Here is a 19,871-nt window from a genome sequence, read left to right as displayed (position 1 = left end):
CATTTTGTTGTTTTGGTTATTTTTTGCTGTACAATTAAGCCCAAACCCTCAATGACGAAGAGAGATAATGAACAGGGAACAGACTATCGAAAATTTGCTCAATATTGCTGAGCAAACCAAGCAGGTACAGGCTGATCGTATTGAGATCGTATTAGAGGAGCGCCGTGAAGAGCTATTTCCTCCGATGTCCAAAGCGTTGATGGAAACTCGCTCTGGGTTAACGCGCCGTAAATTGGATGATGCGATCTCTCGCATGGAAGCCACGGGGCACCAATTTACTAAAAATAACGCGAACCACTACTCCATCACATTGGAAGAAGCCCATCAGTTGATGGCGGCAGCAAAAAAACCGGCGTTTCATGAACGAGAAGGTGCGGGCCGTAAACCGTGGATCGTGAACGTGCAAAACCAGAAAGGTGGCACAGGCAAATCGATGACCGCGGTGCATTTGGCGGCCTGTTTGGCGTTGGATTTGGATAAACGCTACCGTATCTGCTTGATTGACCTCGATCCACAGGGGTCATTACGTCTGTTTTTGAACCCGCAAATCAGTGTGGGCGAGCAGGAAACCATCTATTCTGCCGTCGATGTCATGCTCGGTAACGTGCCGGAAGGGCAAGCTATCGATCAGGACTTTTTGATGGGGAATGTGGTCATGCCGACCCAGTACCCGAACCTGAAAACGATTGCGGCGTTCCCTGAAGATGCGATGTTTAACGCTGATGCCTGGCAAGATCTGGCTGAAAATCAGGATTTAAATATCGTGCGTTTGCTTAAAGAACGTGTGATTGACACCATTGCTGACCAATTTGACGTCATTATGATTGATACGGGCCCGCACATCGATCCACTGGTCTGGAATGCGATGTATGCGTCAAATGCCTTGATCATCCCGTGTGCGGCGAAGCGTCTTGACTGGGCATCTACCGTGAACTTCTTCCAACACTTGCCGACAGTGTACGAAATGTTCCCGGAAGAATGGCACGGTTTGGAGTTCATTCGCCTGATGCCGACCATGTTTGAGGATGATAATAAAAAGCAGGTGTCGGTGTTAACCGAGATGAATTACCTGCTGCGTGATCAAGTCATGATGGCCACCGTACCGCGTAGCCGCGCCTTTGAAACCTGTGCGGATACCTACAGCACCGTGTTTGATTTGACGGCCGCAGAATTTGAAGGGGGTAAAAAAACCCTATCCACGGCCCAGGATGCCATTCAACGCGTGGGCCTTGAGCTTGAACGTGTGATGCACAGTCACTGGGCAAACCTAAACCGGGAGTAAACTAACAGATGGCAATCAAAACCAAAGATCTTAATGCGCGTCTGTTTGGCAAGGCGGATAAACGCCGCGCTACAACACCGATGGAAGCGCAAACTGCGGCCAAGGACAAGGCTGCTGTGATTGAACTGGCGGTGGCCGGCGAGGAAACGGTTGCATTTGAGCTGGTCAAAATTAGTGCTGATCAAGTGGCAGATAAGACCCGCGTCTTTGCTGAAAATGCCCGTGAACAAGCCTTTCTGAACGAACATGCGCTGGCTGATATCCTTAATACGCTTAAAGATCGTGGTCAACAGTACCCCGCAGTGGGCCGTTGGTTAGACGATGGGCGCATTGAAGTGCTTGACGGTAGTCGCCGTCGCATGTCCTGTATCCTCGCGGAAAAAGATTTCCTTATTTATGTCGGTAAGGGGATCAACAGTGAGCATGCCAAGTTCTTGTCTGACGTGGCCAATGCGCACAAACCGTTGTCGTTGTTTGAGCGTGGCAAGGAAATGCAATCTTTGCTTGATTCTGGCAAAGTGGCGGATCAAAAAGAGTTGGCCAAATATTGCCAGTGCAGTGAAGCCTTGGTCAGTGGGGCGTTAAAAGCCGCCGCGTTGCCGATGGAATTGTTGATGGCTTACCCGAGTGTCGGGGAATTAGGCCGTCCGACGATCGTGAAATTGCACCGTTTGTATTTCAGTTTATCGCCGGATCTGCAGCAACAATTTGTGGCGGATCTTGGGATCGGTGATACGGCGATGTGGAAGCGCATTAATGCCACCGGCATTACGCGCATTACTCGCGAAGTGACCAATCAACTTGAGCAAATGGGTGAAACCCTGGCACCGAAAAAGGTTGAGGTTGAGAAGCCGAAGCCACAAGAATTGGTGAAAGGGAAGATCAGTTATCTGCGCGATGGCGATAAGCTGCAACTTAAAATGAAGAAATTGACAGAGCGCCAGACCGATGAGATTTTGGCGTACTTGGCCGATTATCTGAAGTGATCGACACCACTGCGTGTGGGGGCCGTCTATGAAACCACGTCTTTTGACGTGGTTTTTTTTCGCCTATCGCGGGAGTGAGTTGGTATGATGGCGGGGTTACTATTGATTGAGTGTGTAGATGGACGGATTAAATGAGTTTTGGCAGGCGCTTGCATCGTCTGCCAAACAGGCACATTGCCGTTATTTGGTGGTTGCTCAGGGGAGTGAAGTCTGGTGCGCGACGGTGGCCCAGTCCGGGATACCGCAGTATCGCGTTCCATTGTGGTGCGGGCCGATGGCCGATCCGGCGTTATTTGATGCCATGGGATGTGCGCTGCCCATCGTTCCTTTTAAGCAGGCGCGTCAATGGTTAGGGCGCGAATGTGATTGCGTGATCATCAATGGGCACCACACGTTTGATGCCGAAGCGTTTGGGGCCTTATCGGGCACCGTGATGGGAGGCGGGGTGGCATTGTTGCTGTTGCCAGAAGGCTGGGGAAGTGCGTCAGACGCCCGTTTTCATCAACGGCTGGCATCGCTTTTTTCGGCTCCCGGCGTTTTCGTGATACGTGAATATGCGCCTTTACCCGTACCGCCATCGTCGTCTTCTGGTGTGGTTGAGGCGGCTTTGGCGTCGACAGGTCAAGATCTTGATGACGCATACGGCGCGATGACGGCTTGCCAGGCGGAGGCTATCCAGGCCATCCGCCGCGTCGTGACGGGTCACCGTAAGCGCCCGTTGGTATTAACCGCTGACAGAGGGCGGGGGAAATCGTCGGCGCTGGGGCTGGCGGCGGCCAGTTTATTGGCTGAGCGTAAGCTTGATATTGCCGTGACGGCCCCGTCTTATGCTGCGGTTGAAACCCTCTTTCGCCATGTGGCCACCGTGTTTGATCAGCCGTTTAGTCAGCAAAAAAAACTCACGGTGGGGAACGGTAGCCTGCAGTTTGTGGCGCCAGACGCTCTGCTCGCTTCCCCTGCATCTTTTGATTGTGTGATGGTGGATGAGGCGGCGGCTATTCCGGCCCCTCTCTTGGCGCAGTTACTCGGGCGCTTTAATCGACTGGTGTTTGCCAGTACTGTCCACGGCTATGAAGGCACGGGTCGCGGTTTTGCCGTGAAGTTTCGCCAACTTTTGGACAGCACGATGCCCCAATGGCGTGAGCTGACGTTGCAACAACCCATTCGTTGGGCGAAAGAGGATCCGTTAGAGCATTGGGTTTTTCAGGCGCTGTTGCTTAATACGACGTTGACGGATTGTCCGTTTACGCCTGATACCGCCCTCTCGACACGGCGAGTCCCCGCGGATGAATGGTTGCATAACGAGAACTTGCTGGGGCAATTATTTGGTTTGTTGGTCAATGCGCATTATCAAACTTCCCCGACAGATTTGGTGGCACTGCTTGATGATCCTGCGCTGCATACGTTCGTGACGATGGCCGATAATCAGGTGGTTGGGTGTTGTCTTGTGATGGCCGAAGGGGGACTTGCCCCCGATCTCGTTGAGGCGATTCAACGGGGTGAACGGCGTACCAAGGGGCATTTATTGGCGCAGTCATTGGCGGCACAGGTGGGAATAGGCGACGCGGCAGAGCAGCGTGCTGGGCGTATTCTTCGTATTGCTATTCACCCCCAGTGGCAGCAGCGAGGGGTAGGCAGTGCATTATTGTCTGATGTGGCACAATGGGCTGAAACATGTTGGGATTATTTGGGGACCAGTTTTGGTTATCTGCCAGAGTTGTTGGGGTTTTGGCTACGTAATGGATACCACCCCGCTCGCTTGGGCTTTACGCGCGATGCCACCAGTGGGTATCCGTCGCTGTTGTGTGTTAAACCGATCTCTACAGCCAGTCAGTGTTGGTGGCCACAGGCACAAGCGTTGTTTACGGCAGGCTTAGCGTGTCACTGGTATGACGGTTATGTCCAGCTCTCGGCGCATGAAGCGTTACCTCTGTATCGCTATGCAATGACGCAACAACCGGTTGCCGCCGGGTTGCCGATAAATTTGCTTAATCAGCAACTGGCGCTGTTTTGCCAAGGAGGGCTTGGCATTGAATCGGCATTGCCTGCTCTCCAACAATGGTTTTCCAATACGCTGTTGCCACTGTCGGATGATCACGAAGATGGACTGGCATTGCTGTTTGCTAAATTGATCCAACGCCAATCGTGGCCGCGCGTGGTGGCCGACTTCGGTTTCACCGGCCGTAAGCAAGCAGAGCAGGCGGTCCGTGCTGTTGTTCAACGTCATTATGTTTCACCGTGAGTGACGGTGTGAATTTACACTGTAAATTTCACTTATGTCATTTTTACTTAAAGCGCCCTTGGGCGCTTTTTTTATGTTTGATTTACACTGTAAATTTCAGCTGAAAAATCAGTTCGTGATTGATCAATTGACGGATGAAGCTATGGAAGAACGGCGAGCAACCCTTGTTACTCTTTAGCCAAACAAACTTACGTGCGTTACTTTTTTATATGAGACATCGTTGGTCGCGTTCGTTCGTGAGCGTGGTTTGATGATGAGTAAGGGGGCGGTTGCCGTGGTATTGAGACGTTGGCCTTATGACCTGGTTTATGCCGCAGGGTTGGCTTGCGGCGTATTGAACCACGCATGTAGGTGCAGAGTCGGTCAATATCGGTGATGCCTCATGCCCATTCAGCGGCGAAGCGGGCAGGTAATCTCCACTAGCCATTTTACTGGTGCTCGATAACCGCTTGTCGAGATTTACCTATGAGGACACTTTGAGTATTCGGGCTTGCAGCCCATATCTCTAGGGGTCATCATGCGTGTATCTTTATAGGCAACTAGGCCCGTATTGTTGTGGTGAAGGGCGCTCCGCTCGTCGTTGCTCACGTTTATCCTATGTCCCTTTCAGAGGTCAAAGGGATGAGGCACAGACTGCCCTCTCATAGTCCGTTGACACAGCCATCGCTTGATTCAGACGCTCAGCGATTCCTCTGCTTCATGATACGCCGTGCGGAGAGCGCGTTGGCCTTACTGGCTCGTGATCTTTTTATCAGCTTCGTCGCTCGCTTTATTTTGAAGGATAGTTTTTATAGAGAGCTTTGATGGACGGCTTACAACACGGGAACTGGCCATCAATGCGCGTTACCTGTCGGCCTATTTACACTGTAAATAGCGAGAGGGATTGACCCATCAAAAGGCTAATATATGAATACGCTGATGGTGAGTGACGTTCTATAACGCATAAGGCAAGACAGAAAGCCCGATAGCTCTACCTTGCGAGAATGCTGCACGGTTTCGCGCTTAGCCACTGCTGGGGGGAACTAAGAAAAGGAATCTGAATGTAATGGCATGAATAGACGATGTTGCCGTTGTGTGTGCTAGAGCGCCGCTGAGGTGGGGAGAGGTTGATATTATAGGTTGAGATTTTAGTTTGAGAGGGAGATGAAAAAAACCGCCTATAAGGAGGCGGTTTTTCTATTTACACTGTAAATGGGAAAGGTTATTCGGCGTTACGTAAAGAGCGCTGGTTGAATTGGATTGCCAGATGACGCTTTCACTTGCTGGCTTTCAATGATGTAGCCTTGGAAGCCACTCACAAACAAATCTGAGAGACGGTCGAGCTGTGTCTCTGTTTCAACGCGTGTCGCAATCGTGGTGATATTCAAGCTGTGCGCTGTGCGTGAAATGGACGACAGCAGGTTGATCTTCACCTGATCATTGAGCTGATGTGTGTAGGAGAAATCAATCTTCACATAATCTGGGCGGAACTCGCGTAAGTAATCCAACGACTTCAGATAGCGGCCATAATTATCCACACCCATCCCAAACTTGTAGAAGCGAATCGCCGAACACAGCAGGCTGCAGGAATCAGGCGCTCGTACAAAGCTGGTCTCTGGGATTTCAAAAAAGATTCGCGAAGACAGGCGCTGATTGCGTTCCATCAACTCGGTAAGCCAGCGAATGAATGCCGGATCACTCGCACTGTTTGCTGTCACGTTAATGGCAATAGGGCCAAATTTAGGGTTCGCATTGAGCATATTGATGTGATGTGCAATGACGTGACGATCAAACTGGACCCCCGCGCCCACATCTTCAATGGCGCCCAAGAACTGGGAGGCACCGTATTGTTGATTGTTTTTTCGGATCTCCGAGAACACTTCGTAATGCAGGATGTTATTGGTATCGCTGGCAACAGGCTGGTAGCTGTATTGGATCTGGTTATTGTCAATCGCTTCTAAGACGAGAGACTTCCATTGCTGCTTACCCAAAGAAATGGGCTGCTGAGAGTCATCGGCGATGGCAAGCGGTTGTTCCGGGGTTAATGCCGCTTTGGCTAAGACGTTATCCAATTGTGCCAGCAGTTGGGATGCGGTGCTGGCCTGATGGACCACAAGCATGCCTAAGCGAACACTGTCTGGGTAATCAATATGATGGCGTTGCTGCAATTCGCCGTGAACGGTGAGCATGGATTCTGCGATCACTTTTAACTTTTCGTCACTGATGTTCGGGGCTAATACCGCAAATTCATCATAGGACAAACGTGCTAGCGTGACATCGCTGTGGATGATATTGGCATTAAGCTCTTCCGCTAACGAGTGGACAAATTTATCCCCGATCTCAAACCCGGCTTCACGATAGATATCATCAATCAGGGTTGATTTAAGAATAATTAATCCCCCTTGGTGTGAATCAGTCAGCCAAGAATTGAGTTGGTTAATAAAGTAATGGCGATTGCCTAAGCTAGAGACATTGTCACGGTAAGCTTGTTCTTTCAGTTTGATCGCTTCGGTGGCTTGGCGCTTGAAATTCGCTTCCAGCTGTGCAATTAAGTGGTTGATCATTTTGGTGATCTCTCGACCCTCTTTATCATGAGGGACTGGTAACGGGCCGGAGAATTGATTATTCACGATGGTGCTGTAATGATGGGCGATTTGACTAAATGCGCGTAGCTTTCGCTTGAGCATCAAGAAGGACAGTAAGCCTAATACGAGACACACCCCTAACGCAAAATAGATGAAGACTTGGGTTTGCTGCCAGAGTTGTTGCTGCCAAGGCGCGGGCAACAGCGCAATACGTAACGTTGCAAACGGCGAAAGATCTTTATACAAGGTGCGCGACGTTTCAAACGAATCAAACTGGGCGAGCATGGTAAACCAGTCCGGTTGATGGAACGGCTGTGAAGATTGTTGTGTGTATGTTTTGCTGCCATCAGCCAGCACTAATTCGACTGAGATACTCGCTTGTGTTTGAGTGATCGCGCGCAAATTGCTATTAATAATATTGTCAGACAAAAGCTCTGCGCTGTTAAATGTTTTATCTAACAGCGTTTCCGATAAATACGCTTGGGTTTGAAGCTGAATGTCTGCCTGTTTTGTAAGGGTCGATTTTACGGCAAAAAAATGACCCGCCACTGCACTAAGCAAGAGCAAACTCAGGCTGAAAAAAATCACATTAAAAGTATATTTGGCGATAGTCATAAATCATTCTCAAATAGCGCGACGCAGGATTGGTCAGTGGTTGAGCATTGATAAATCAGTTAGTTAGGCTGCAAAAATGCCTCTTACTAAAATAACAAATTTTCATGTCAAATTGCCGTGAAAAGCCTTTTCTGCTTTTAAAATGCAGATATGGCTCGTAAATAAATGTAACGAATTCTGCGTTTTCAATCAGAAGTTATGCAAAAGGCATGAGTTGACGACTAAACGTTAAATTGTTCTTGCTCAATAAGATATGGAATGATTGTACGCGTCGTGTATTTTGCGATCTGATCCCTGCTGGGCTCTTACATGCTCGCCATAATGGAGTGAATTTGAATCAATTTCCTTTGTGGGTCCCTGTTTGCGGCCCCTCTCAATCTGGTTTTATGGTGTGTATGAGAGGGTAGGGTTAAGCCTGCCTTGCGATGTTGAATACGGCTAACGTTTATTTGTGTGATAAATTCAAGGGCGGCGACGACCTGTACTGACGGCGAGCGATATCTGACTGGATAGCGACAGGGGGAGGGTATATAGTGACACGATTACGATGTGTGGAGTGAACAATGGAATTGTCTGATATTCGGCGAGATTACACCCAAGGGGGATTACGTCGTCAGGATTTACCCGCTCAGCCTGAGCATTTATTTGATACCTGGTTACAGCAGGCTATTACCGCGAATTTAACCGACCCAACCGCAATGACGGTGGCCACGGTGGATGAGGAAGGGCAACCCTACCAACGGATTGTGTTATTAAAAGATTTTGATCAAACCGGGTTTGTCTTTTATACCAACCTAGGGAGCCGTAAAGCACTCCATTTGGCGGATAACGCGAAGATCAGTTTGCATTTTCCTTGGCATCCCTTAGAGCGCCAAGTGCATATCACGGGTACCGCAACCAAATTGTCTAAACGTGACGTGTTGAAATATTTTGCCTCGCGGCCGAAAGAAAGTCAGTTGGCTGCGTGGGCGAGTAAACAGAGTACGCGGTTGACGGCGCGCCAAGCGTTGGAAAGTAAATTCATGGAGCTCAAGCAAAAATACGCGCAAGGTGAAGTGCCGGTCCCTACGTTTTGGGGAGGTTACCGTGTCACAATTCGATCTATCGAGTTTTGGCAGGGTGGCGCGAATCGATTGCATGATCGTTTCCTTTATACCCGTCACGATCACGATGCGACATCGTGGGACATTGAGCGTCTCGCCCCTTAGTCACGTAGAAAATGAACAAGAGCAGCCAGCGCTGCTCTTGTTATTCTTTTAGGATGATCGACAGTTGGCGTTTTAACATGCTTTCTGGAATGTGAGAGCCAAAGCCCAAATCTAATGCGATATCAATTAGCTCGCTTTTTGAATTGGCATTAAATTTTTCCCGCAAACGCACCACATAATTTTCCACGGTTTTGACCGACACACTGAGCACTTTGCCGATGTATTGTGGTTTTTTACCATAGAGAAGCAAGAAGAGGACTTCTGACTCTCGGGTATTGAGTTGAATGGCTGGGTGCGTGTGTAAAAGGTTGAATGAGGCTTGTTCTTTAGGGGCTAACCCAGCCGCACGGCAAATCCAGTGCCCCACTTCTAAAATAGCGGTGTCTTTGAGTTCAATACCGGAGAATATGGTACCTACAATGGTATTTTCTTCATCTCTCCACGGTGTTTTCGTGAACAAATGCGCACGCCAGTTACCATCAGAATACGGGTGAATATCCAATATTCGTGTTCGCTGCCCTGTCGCCATGACAAGGCGATCTTGGGTTTGAAATTGTTCGGCACATTCAATCGTTGGGCTGGGCATGTCAAAATCTGTGCGACCAATACAGTCTAAATGATGATCCACACCAATCATGTCACCATATTCAGCATTGGCATAAACAAAGACAGAATCCTTATCTTTACATCCCCAACAGCCGGGTAATTGATTAAATATATGCAATAAAGAAGGGTCGACTTTATTTTTCACGATATGTTGCCTGATTAATTACGAGTGCCAAATTACGTAGGGGAGTTTAAAGGAATATGCTGATGTTACAATATCAAGATGACGGCTTTTTAGGCATTGGTGTTAAATACATAAAAAAAAGCCGACCATAAAGGTCGGCAAAGACAAGAGTTTGGCTCTTTCGAGCATAATCCTGTACGACGTGTAGAAGAGGTTAACCCGTTAGGTACATGGACCGGCATATGAGGGTGTATATGCCATTGACCTAAGGGGTCAGTATCCAATGTTGGATACGATAAACCGTCAGCAGGAAATCCTGTTTAATGTTTATAAAGCGAATATATCCTAGCCAACCCGCCGGAGTAAGGGGGGAATTCACCTATTGACATTGATATTCATTAGTGGTTGATGCCACTATGGGGCATCTGGTAGGGGGAATATCAATACGCCAATACGTGCACAGCAAACGTTTGCATTTTATTTTTTGTGTCGAGATCATGTTGAAACTATGCAGTAGACCTGCTTAATAAGGGCTATTTTTTGAAAATGTGTGAATGAATATTCGATTGGGTGGGATGTCGGGGTCAACTCGCCTTCGTTATATGGCAAAAACACGGATCTTACACCTGTCTAATTATGCGTGCAGTCTCAAGGGGATGTTTATATTCTTCGCTGTCAACGTGCCCAAAAAGGTAAAATTTTTATTATATACCCTGTTTAATCCGCTATATTCATTGTTGATTCATCCCCACCGTTGTTGGGTAGATAAAAATGAAAGAAGAGACATAATGATGCCGTTGGGATAATGTAGAATAATTTACAATACTGACGAATATGATATATATTTTATATATCGTGACTTGAATGTTAATTTACGCTGCGAAGTTTAACGTTTATAAAATCGAGAAAAAACAACATTATATTGGCGTGTGGGAAAATAATCGACAACAGGTCTTATTCATCCAGACGTTCAGGCTAAATCGTTCTGAAAAACGTCTCTTTTATCGTCATGGCCGACCGTCTGTGTGTGTTTGGTGGGCAATGGTTGCGGGAACCCAAGCCTCCCTTGCTGATGGACTCACAGAATGCTCAGTTCATTGTTATAATTTTTGTAACATAATTAAGGGGATCTCAGCGCCTTCAATGATCGAGATACACTCAAAAGACGGAAAATGTGCAGAAGATCAATAAATAGGTCGCTTATGTTAGTGTTAAGTTATTGATTCGTAGTGGAAGAATGAATGATGCCTACAACATAACGGGCACTGCATGTCTGACAGGAACGATGATCAAGTAAGATCTTGATCTGGATCGTTCTTATAGCAAGAAGCATGATCAAGGTATGAACGGTGAGTGCGTGTTATGGTGCAGAGGGTTACTGAGGTGCGTTGAATGATTTAGAGGTAAGTCATTGATTAAAAAGAGTTGTATTGGTTTTCTTCGTTGTTGTTTCCCACACTCGCCGATCATTGTGGTGGTGTGAGGGGGAAATAGGCGTTGAACAATGACGGGAATTATCTCAAGGGTGAGTATTGAAATGACATTGGCCGTAATGTAATCCATCTTGATCATCGTTCCAGCGCTAGGCAAGGGCCGGACTTGTGGTATGATGTGTGCCTTCACTCACTCCCTCAAGGCCCTGCGGTTATCGCGCATGAAAGAGCACTTGCATTCGCTTTCCTATAAACCTTCTGAAATCGTTAAGCTTCCTGAGCAGATGGATCATCATAACCATGGTTATAACCAGATTGTGATCGGCCTGTCGGGGCAAACTGAATTTGATATTGAAGGGGTGGGTAATCTGGTGTGCCCGGGGCAAGGCTGTTTAGTGACGGCGGATTCCGAACATGCGTTCTCTGGCATTGGCCACAATGAAATCTTGGTGCTCAATGTACCGAGTGAGCAAGTGCAACCAGCCTATACGAGTGACAGTGTGGCGCGCTTGTTTCAGCAGTCCAGCTATTTTCACCTCGATCGCCAAGCACAGAGCTTGATTCAAATGCTCACAGCAGAAATGCTGGCACACCCGGACGATTTGTTACTGAGCAAAGCCTGTACCGATACGTTAATGTGTGTGTTGCATCGCCACTTCAAGCCATTGCAGGATCACAAGGCGTCTTATCGACTTAATATGGACTGTATTGATCAATACATTGTTCAACATATCACGCGTAAAATCTCTGTGACGCAATTGGCGGGGTTGGTGTTTTTGGGCGAAAGCCAATTTCATTTGTTATTCAAAGAGCAAACCGGTGTCACGCCGCACCAGTATGTGCTGAAAAAACGGTTGGAATTTGCCCGCGATCTCATTGAGAGCTCGAGCTTGAGTGTGGCGCAGGTGGCACAAAGTACCGGCTTTGCCAGCCAGAGCAGTTTTACCCAAGCCTTCACCCGTCTTTTTGGTACTCCGCCTGCCCGTTACCGTAAAGACATGCCCTAATGGTGTGTTATTTTTTGCCTGCTTAGCTTGTTGTTCTCAATAGTGATCCCTCTGTGTCTTATCACCCGTAAGGTGACGGCGATGATAGGGTGACTGCGCGAGTTTGATGAGGCAGGCTTCTTTTCTCTTTTCTCTTTTCTCTTTTCTCTTTTCTCTTTTCTTTTCTTTGCTTGATTTTATCTCAACGTTTTCTGTTCCCTTATTCCTCCGTTTTTTTCAGCCATGCGGCTGTGTGTTCCGTTTTCATTTTTTTCTGAACGTGGATCGCCCTGATCTACCGATGACCCTTTGCCTCTCTCGGCCTGTTTTGCTGATAAAATGTGCAATTATCGACGCGGCGTTAATGATCTCGGTGTTTTATTTAAAAAATACAGATCTATTTTTGTTAAGTAGCGGACTTTTTCTAAAAAGTATCGGAGAATAGCGCAAGACGTAGAGTGCGGTGGAAAATAAAATCCTCTCAATGGTAACACGATTGTAACATCTACCCTGATCGAGGATGCCGAGCAAACGGTTATGCTGGTTTTCGGTACAGGTTCACTATTGAGGGAATCGTTATGTTTCATGCGGCAGAAGTGCTACACCCTGAGTTTATTGCCCGTTCACGGGAGACCCTGTGGCCATGGATCTCGGCCCAGTATCGGGTGGATGAATCCGACTGGCTGACTCAGTTAATCCCGTTGGCAGCACCGACGGATCACGAGCGTACCGTGACAGCGGAACAAGCCCGTCTGTTGATTGAACGCGTACGGGCTGATCAGCAAGCGGTGCAGATGATCGATGCGTTGTTGCTGGAATACAGCCTAGATACCCAGGAAGGGATCTTATTGATGTGCCTGGCTGAAGCCTTGATGCGGATCCCTGATGCTGCGACGGCAGATGCGTTGATCCGCGATAAGCTCAGTGTGGCTGATTGGAAATCGCACCTGAAACATTCCGACTCGTTGTTTGTGAATGCATCAACGTGGGGGCTGATGCTAACCGGTAAAGTCGTGGCTTTGGATGCTAACGAAGATGGGACGCCTAGCCATGTGATCAACCGGTTGGTGAGCAAATGCTCTGAGCCGGTGATCCGGCAAGCCATGCATCAGGCGATGAAAATCATGGGGCACCAGTTTGTACTGGGGCGCACCATTGGCGAAGCGATGAAAAACGGCAAGTCAAAGCGCGATAAAGGGTTTACTTACTCGTTTGACATGTTGGGTGAAGCGGCCTTGACCGCGCAAGATGCCGAAAAATACGGCAAAGATTATGTGATGGCGATTGAAGCGGTAGGACGCGATCGTTATCAGCAAACCACTGACAGCCCGAATGGATCACCGGATCCAACGGTGTCGATCAAGTTGTCAGCCCTGCATCCCCGTTATGAAGTGGCCAATGAAGCCCGCGTACTGGATGAGTTGTATCACACGGTGTTGACGCTCTTGATCCGCGCCCGAGAGCTGAATGTCGGGATCACCATTGATGCCGAAGAAGCGGATCGCTTGGAGTTATCACTCAAACTCTTTGAAAAATTGTATACCGACCCTGCCGTGAAAGGCTGGGGACGATTTGGGTTGGTGGTGCAAGCCTATTCTAAGCGTGCGCTGCCAGTCTTGACGTGGTTGGCAGCACTCGCTCGCGAGCAGGGGGATGTGATCCCACTGCGTTTGGTGAAAGGGGCCTATTGGGACAGTGAACTTAAGCTGTCACAGCAAAGCGGTTACGCGGATTATCCGGTGTTTACCCGTAAAGAAGGCACCGACACCTCCTATTTAGCGTGCGCGCGCTTTTTGCTGGCCCCGCATTTACGGGGGCTGATTTATCCGCAGTTTGCCAGCCATAACGCCCACACGGTCTCCGCCATCATGGCGATGGCTGGGAGCGACGCCCTGCATGCCGCAGTGAATGACGGGTTTGAATTTCAGCGTCTGCATGGTATGGGCGATGCCCTGTATAACCATGTGATGGCGATGCATGGCACACACGTGCGGATTTACGCACCGGTCGGTAGCCATAAAGATCTGCTGCCGTACTTAGTGCGTCGTTTACTGGAAAACGGTGCCAATAGCTCGTTTGTTCATCGCTTGGTGGATGCGACATGCCCGGTGGACCGTTTGATCCAACATCCGGTCGACGTACTTGAAAGTCGTACCAGTTTGCACAACGGTTTGATCCCGTTACCGCCGGCGATTTTTGGTGCGTCGCGGCGCAATTCAGCGGGGATCAATATTGATATTGCCTCCGAATGGGTGCCGTTTGCCGCAGAGGTAGCACGCTTTGCGACGCACCAGTGGCAGGCGGGTCCGTTGATCAACGGGGTCACGGTGTGTGGCCATGCTGAGGCGGCGCGTGACGATTCGCCAGCGTGCGTTCACGTGACGGCCCCGTACGATCGGCGTGAAAAGGTCGGGCGGGTGACGTATGCCTCGGCCGCGCAGGTGGATGACGCCATTACGTGTGCAAACGAAGCCTATCCAGCGTGGGCCAATACACCGGTTGCTGAACGTGCCGCTTGCCTACAACGGTTAGCGGACCTGCTGGAAGCCCATACGGGCGAGTTGGTCGCTCTGTGTCATCGGGAAGCCGGTAAAACGATCCACGATGGCATTGATGAGATCCGTGAAGCGGTCGATTTCTGCCGGTTTTATGCCCTGCAAGCCGAGAGCGAATTGGCCTCACCGCTCACGGTGAACGGGTATGACGGCACCGTACGTACGATCCACCAGCAAGGGCGCGGGGTGTTTGCTTGTATCAGTCCGTGGAATTTCCCCTTGGCGATTTTCCTCGGGCAAGTATCAGCCGCCTTGGTCACGGGTAACACCGTGGTCGCCAAGCCCGCAGAGCAAACGTCGTTGATTGCGTTTCGGGCGGTGGCATTGATGCGAGAAGCGGGGATCCCGGCGGGCGCCATTCAACTGTTGCCGGGCACCGGTCACACGGTGGGGGCGGCAATCACGTCGGATCCGCGTATCGCGGGGGTGGCGTTTACTGGCTCGACAGACACGGCACTGCGGATCAATCGCACGCTCGTGGCCCGTGATTGTGCGCCAGTGCCTTTGATTGCCGAAACCGGGGGTCAGAACGCGATGATTGTTGACAGTACCGCTCTGCCAGAACAGGTGGTGCGGGATGTGATGCGTTCGGCGTTTGCTTCGGCCGGTCAGCGTTGTTCGGCCTTGCGGGTGTTGTATGTCCAGCAAGACATTGCCGAGCGCGTGATTGGGCTGATCAAAGGGGCAATGGCGGAATTACAGGTGGGCGATCCCCGTTTGCATCAAACGGATGTGGGGCCCGTGATTGATGGCACGGCCCGGGATACATTGTTGACCCATATTCAGGCCTTGAAAAATCAAGCCTCATTGATTGCCCAAGCGCCGTGCTCGACATCCTGTGAGCACGGGGATTTTGTCGCGCCCACGGCGTTTGAGATCCCAAGTATTACGCTGTTGAAGCAGGAGCATTTCGGTCCGATTTTGCACGTGGTGCGCTATCAGGCCAGTGAGCTCGATAACGTGATTGCGCAGATCAACCAAACCGGTTTTGGGTTGACGCTCGGAGTGCACAGCCGTAACGAGACGACTTATCGCCATATTGAACGCCGCGCACGGGTGGGTAACTGCTACATCAACCGCGATCAGGTTGGGGCCGTCGTTGGGGTACAACCGTTCGGTGGTCAAGGGTTGTCAGGCACGGGGCCCAAAGCCGGCGGACCGCATTACTTATTGCGTTTTACCCAAGACATTGTACAAGCCTAATCGGCGCTAAGTGAACTATTAAGGAGTGAATCATGACTATTGAGACTATCGTTAACACACACTTAGCGGCGTGGGAAGGCTGGAATGACTTGGGCTATGACGCGCGGATCGCGATATTGCGTCGCTGGAGTGAGCGTTTACCGCCAGCTTCGCGTGCCATGGTGGAATACCATTGTCAGCAAGCCGTAGTGCAGGTCGCGCGCGTTCATCTGATGCCGGGGCCGACAGGCGAAACCAATGAATTGTATTGTGCAGGGCGAGGGACGTTTGTGGTGACTGCTGCACCTCAGATACCCGCCGTTGCCGTTATCGGTCAGATCACCGCTGCGCTCGTGACGGGCAACACCGTGTTGTTGTGTTTACCGGCTGGGACAGAGGCTGCTCAAGCGAATGCTGTTGACGCGGATGACATCGTCGCGCAACTGACCCTTTGTGGCTGTTCGGCGATCAGTGCGATCCCTGACGATGCCCTCGATGTGGTTTTGGCATTGCCTGTGGTCGCGGGTGTGGCGTATGCGGGAGAGGCGCCCTCATTGCAGGAGCTCGCCCGTCAGTTGGCGGCGCGTGACGGAGGTTGCTTAGCCGCCGTGATCGGTGAAACCGATGTGGCGACGCTACCGGTGATCGGTAGCCCGACGTATTTACTCCGCTTTGTCACGGAGCGCACGCGCACCATCAATATCACGGCGGTGGGCGGTAACGCGACGCTGCTGGAATTGGGCAGTGGCGAGACGAGTGCCTAAACGCTGTTGGGGCCGTCGCTGAGACGAAGACAGCGCGACAGGTGCTAATAGCAAGAACAAGCAAGAACAAGTACCGGTGAAGGCCAGATTAATGGGCTTCACCGTTTTATTCACGTGGGGGGATCCAGAAGGCAGTGTGGATGTTTGCTTGCACCACGGCCTGAGGATCCCTCCTTCAACTTAACGAAGCAATAACCACAACGCCGCTGCAATGCACAGTGGCACAGAGTGAGGGAACTCCAGCAATGATTGAAAGCAACTTTGCCATTACGGCAACCTTTATCACCTATCTGATAGGCATGTTAGCCATCGGGTACTTGGCCTATAAACGCACGGCAAGCTCTGCAGATTACTTTTTGGGTGGACGCACTTTAGGGCCATGGCCCGCGGCGTTATCGGCGGGAGCCTCTGACATGAGTGGGTGGCTGTTGTTAGGGTTACCGGGCTATGCGTATGCGGCCGGCATTGAGTCGTTCTGGCTGGCTGGTGGCCTGCTGTTGGGTACGTGGCTAAACTGGCTGATTTGTGCCAAACGTCTGCGTACTTACAGCATTACAACGGATAATGCCCTGACGATGCCGGAGTTTCTTGCCCGCCGTTTTGATGACAAATCCAAACTGATCCAAACCATTTCAGCGTTCTTCATTTTGCTGTTCTTCCTTTTCTATACCAGTTCGGGTTTGGTTGCTGGCGGTAAACTGTTTGAAACCGTGTTCGGTTTGGACTATCCGATAGCAGTGTTGATCGGCACCTTGTGTGTGGTGTCGTACACCTTGTTCGGCGGCTTCTTGGCGGTATCGTGGACCGATTTGGTGCAGGGGTTGTTGATGTCAGCAGCACTGATGATTGTGCCGATTGCCGCAATGGAAGGTGGTTTTGGCGATCTGGCGATGGCATTGGAAGCGAAAAACCCAGAGCTCTTGACGATGTTTAACAATGTGAAGGGCGAGCCACTATCACTGATGGCGATTGTGTCATTGATGGCGTGGGGCTTAGGTTATTTTGGCCAGCCACACATTTTGGCGCGTTTTAAAGCGACCCGTAGCAACGCCGACATTACCACGGCGCGCCGTATTGCGGTGGTATGGACCGCCTTGTCGATGGCCGGTGCCATTCTGGTCGGTTTGACCGGTATCCTGTATGTGGACAACCAATTGGTAGGCGGTCTGGCAGACAGCGAACGTATCTTTATGTTGCTGGTGAATTCCATGTTCCACCCTGTGATTGCCGGCATTTTGTTGGCCGCTATTTTGGCCGCGATCATGAGTACCGCTGATTCACAGCTGTTGGTGTCATCGTCGGCACTGGCAGAAGATTTCTACAAGCAAGTGTTCCGTCCGCAAGCGAGCTCAGATGAAATCGTGAAAGTGGGTCGTGCCGCCGTGATCATCTTGTCGTTCATTGCCCTGATGTTGGCAATGAACCCAGAGAGTACCGTGTTGGGCTTGGTGTCATACGCATGGGCTGGCTTTGGTGCGGCCTTTGGTCCGGCCTTGTTGCTGAGCCTGTTCTGGAAAGGCATGAACCGCAACGGTGCATTGGTCGGTATTATTGTCGGTGCGCTGACGGTGGTGATTTGGAAACAGCTCACGGGCGGTATCTTCGATTTGTATGAATTGGTACCGGGCTTCTTCTTGGCGGGCTTGTCCATCATTGTGGTGAGCAAGGCAACGGGTGGGGCATCGGATGCGGTAGAAGCGCAGTTTGAAACTTACCAGCGTAACCTCGTGACCTTTAAATAGTGTGACGTTCAAATAAGTCGACAGACCCTCGGTGAGGGTTCTGAGAGCAACAATGACAAACAGCCGCCTGATGCGGCTGTTTTTTTATGGGTGTTATTTCATGGGGGCGTCGGGGGCGGACACCGGGATTATTCACACGGCGGTGCCAAGTGGATCATCGCGAGGCCGCCGAGTGAGGTTTCACGGTATTTCTTGTTCATGTCTTTCCCGGTTTGGTACATGGTTTCAATCACCTTATCGAGCGATATCCGTGATTTGCTGTTGCGTTTTAATGCCATGCGTGAGGCGTTAATCGCTTTTATCGCCCCCATGGCATTACGCTCAATGCAAGGGATCTGTACCAAGCCGCCGATGGGATCACACGTCATCCCCAACGAGTGCTCCATGGCGATTTCTGCCGCCATGCAGATCTGCTCATTACTGCCCCCCGCAATGGCGGTGAGACCGGCGGCCGCCATTGAGGAGGACACACCAATCTCGCCCTGACAGCCGACCTCTGCGCCGGATATCGAGGCGTTCATTTTATACAGCATGCCAATCGCGGCGGAGACGGCGAGAAAGTCTTTCAGTTGCGCCAGCGTCAACTCCCCCATGAAGCGGTGGGTATACATCAATACGGCGGGGATCACGCCGGCTGCGCCGTTGGTGGGGGAGGTGACCACTTGTCCGCCGGCGGCGTTCTCTTCACTTACGGCAAACGCAAACAGGTTGACCCAATCTAACACCGCCATTGGGTCATGCTCGATCCCTTGGTTGGCTTCCAGCTTTTTGAGGAGAGCAGGGGCGCGTCGTACCACATGTAAGCCGCCGTCTAACACTCCTTCGGTCTGAAAGCCCCGGGTCATGCAGTCACGCATCACCTGCCAAATCTGCGCGGTTTTTTCATCGACCTCGGTCGCTGAGCGAAAGGCATGTTCATTGTGCAGTAGCATCGTCCCAATACTCAGGCCGTTTTTGTCGGCCAGTGTCAGTAAATCGTGCGCCGATTGAAAAGGGTAAGGCACGGTCACATCTTGGCTGGCTTTGCCGTGCTGTAATTCATCGGCTGTGGCGATAAAGCCGCCACCAATCGAATAATAGGTTTCACTGAGCAGGCATGTATTCTTGCTGTCAAACGCATGTAAGGTCATGCCGTTCTCATGCAAGGGTAAATTGGTGTCATGAAAGCGCATGTCACGATCCATCTCAAAGGCGATGGATTGCTGGCCGGCCAGTAGAAGGGTGTGGTGTTGTATTCCCTCGGCGAGCTGTTGGTTGGCCAGACGAATATCAATGCGGTCAGGCTGGTGGCGCATCAGGCCAAGCAGCGTGGCGCTGTCGGTATGGTGGCCTTTACCGGTTAATGACAGTGAGCCATAGAGGTCGACTTGCACGCGAGTGACAAGGGGGAGGTGCGGCATCAGTCGGGTACAGAAATCATACCCCGCCAACATCGGGCCGTTGGTATGGGAGCTTGAGGGGCCGACCCCGATCTTGTAAATATCAAAAAGCGATAACATCGTGACTCCTTACGGAAAAGATCGTCTGACACTGTTATCAGTATAGAGAGAGTCTCGGGGCAGGAAAGGGGTTGGTGCCCACG

General features: G+C 50.6%; 11 protein-coding genes. 8 read left to right on the top strand and 3 right to left on the bottom strand.

All coding sequences use genetic code 11. The annotated features are described in order from the left end of the window. Positions 1-67 precede the first annotated feature (67 nt). The 3 genes from L4C36_RS16255 to L4C36_RS16245 all read left to right on the top strand — a co-directional run bounded on the left by L4C36_RS16255 (position 68) and on the right by L4C36_RS16245 (position 4,510). The gene (locus L4C36_RS16255) at positions 68-1,282 is read left to right on the top strand and encodes an AAA family ATPase (RefSeq protein WP_428478856.1); all 1,215 of its coding nucleotides are present in this window, start codon (positions 68-70) and stop codon (positions 1,280-1,282) included. A gap of 8 nt (positions 1,283-1,290) precedes the next feature. Then, positions 1,291-2,268, top strand: a complete 978-nt coding sequence (locus L4C36_RS16250; RefSeq protein ID WP_428478855.1) for a ParB/RepB/Spo0J family partition protein — start codon at positions 1,291-1,293, stop codon at positions 2,266-2,268. Between the two features lie 118 nt (positions 2,269-2,386). Then, the gene (locus L4C36_RS16245; protein WP_428478854.1) at positions 2,387-4,510 is read left to right on the top strand and encodes a tRNA(Met) cytidine acetyltransferase TmcA; all 2,124 of its coding nucleotides are present in this window, start codon (positions 2,387-2,389) and stop codon (positions 4,508-4,510) included. Positions 4,511-5,721: 1,211 nt separating this feature from the next. On the opposite strand, the gene L4C36_RS16240 is transcribed toward L4C36_RS16245, so the two are convergent. Beyond that, positions 5,722-7,689: an EAL domain-containing protein gene (locus L4C36_RS16240; protein ID WP_428478853.1), complete on the bottom strand. Its 1,968-nt coding sequence runs from the start codon at positions 7,687-7,689 to the stop codon at positions 5,722-5,724. 563 nt (positions 7,690-8,252) lie between these two features. On the opposite strand from L4C36_RS16240, the gene pdxH reads away from it, so the two are divergent. Continuing rightward, the gene (gene pdxH / locus L4C36_RS16235) at positions 8,253-8,897 is read left to right on the top strand and encodes a pyridoxamine 5'-phosphate oxidase (RefSeq protein ID WP_428478852.1); all 645 of its coding nucleotides are present in this window, start codon (positions 8,253-8,255) and stop codon (positions 8,895-8,897) included. 40 nt (positions 8,898-8,937) lie between these two features. On the opposite strand, the gene L4C36_RS16230 is transcribed toward pdxH, so the two are convergent. Then, positions 8,938-9,648 (bottom strand): helix-turn-helix transcriptional regulator, encoded by a 711-nt coding sequence (locus L4C36_RS16230; protein WP_428478851.1) that lies wholly within the window; start codon positions 9,646-9,648, stop codon positions 8,938-8,940. A 1,633-nt stretch (positions 9,649-11,281) separates the two neighbouring features. Between L4C36_RS16230 and L4C36_RS16225 the strand changes: the two genes are divergently transcribed. The 4 genes from L4C36_RS16225 to putP all read left to right on the top strand — a co-directional run bounded on the left by L4C36_RS16225 (position 11,282) and on the right by putP (position 18,289). Next, positions 11,282-12,067, top strand: a complete 786-nt coding sequence (locus tag L4C36_RS16225) for an AraC family transcriptional regulator (RefSeq protein WP_428478850.1) — start codon at positions 11,282-11,284, stop codon at positions 12,065-12,067. A gap of 557 nt (positions 12,068-12,624) precedes the next feature. Beyond that, positions 12,625-15,804, top strand: coding sequence for a bifunctional proline dehydrogenase/L-glutamate gamma-semialdehyde dehydrogenase PutA (gene putA, locus L4C36_RS16220; RefSeq protein WP_428478849.1), 3,180 nt, complete (start codon positions 12,625-12,627; stop codon positions 15,802-15,804). Between the two features lie 32 nt (positions 15,805-15,836). Then, positions 15,837-16,547, top strand: a complete 711-nt coding sequence (locus L4C36_RS16215; protein WP_428478848.1) for an aldehyde dehydrogenase family protein — start codon at positions 15,837-15,839, stop codon at positions 16,545-16,547. 245 nt (positions 16,548-16,792) lie between these two features. After that, positions 16,793-18,289, top strand: coding sequence for a sodium/proline symporter PutP (putP, locus tag L4C36_RS16210; RefSeq protein WP_428478847.1), 1,497 nt, complete (start codon positions 16,793-16,795; stop codon positions 18,287-18,289). 128 nt (positions 18,290-18,417) lie between these two features. On the opposite strand, the gene L4C36_RS16205 is transcribed toward putP, so the two are convergent. After that, complete coding sequence (locus L4C36_RS16205; RefSeq protein WP_428478846.1) at positions 18,418-19,788, bottom strand: L-serine ammonia-lyase; 1,371 nt, start codon at positions 19,786-19,788, stop codon at positions 18,418-18,420. Between the last annotated feature and the right edge of the window lie 83 nt (positions 19,789-19,871).

Origin of the sequence: Photobacterium japonica, assembly GCF_050337005.1 — a bacterium.
Lineage (GTDB): Bacteria > Pseudomonadota > Gammaproteobacteria > Enterobacterales > Vibrionaceae > Photobacterium > Photobacterium japonica.
The sequence above is the reverse complement of the archived record's forward strand: the minus strand, read 5'-3'. Positions and strand labels throughout refer to the sequence as shown.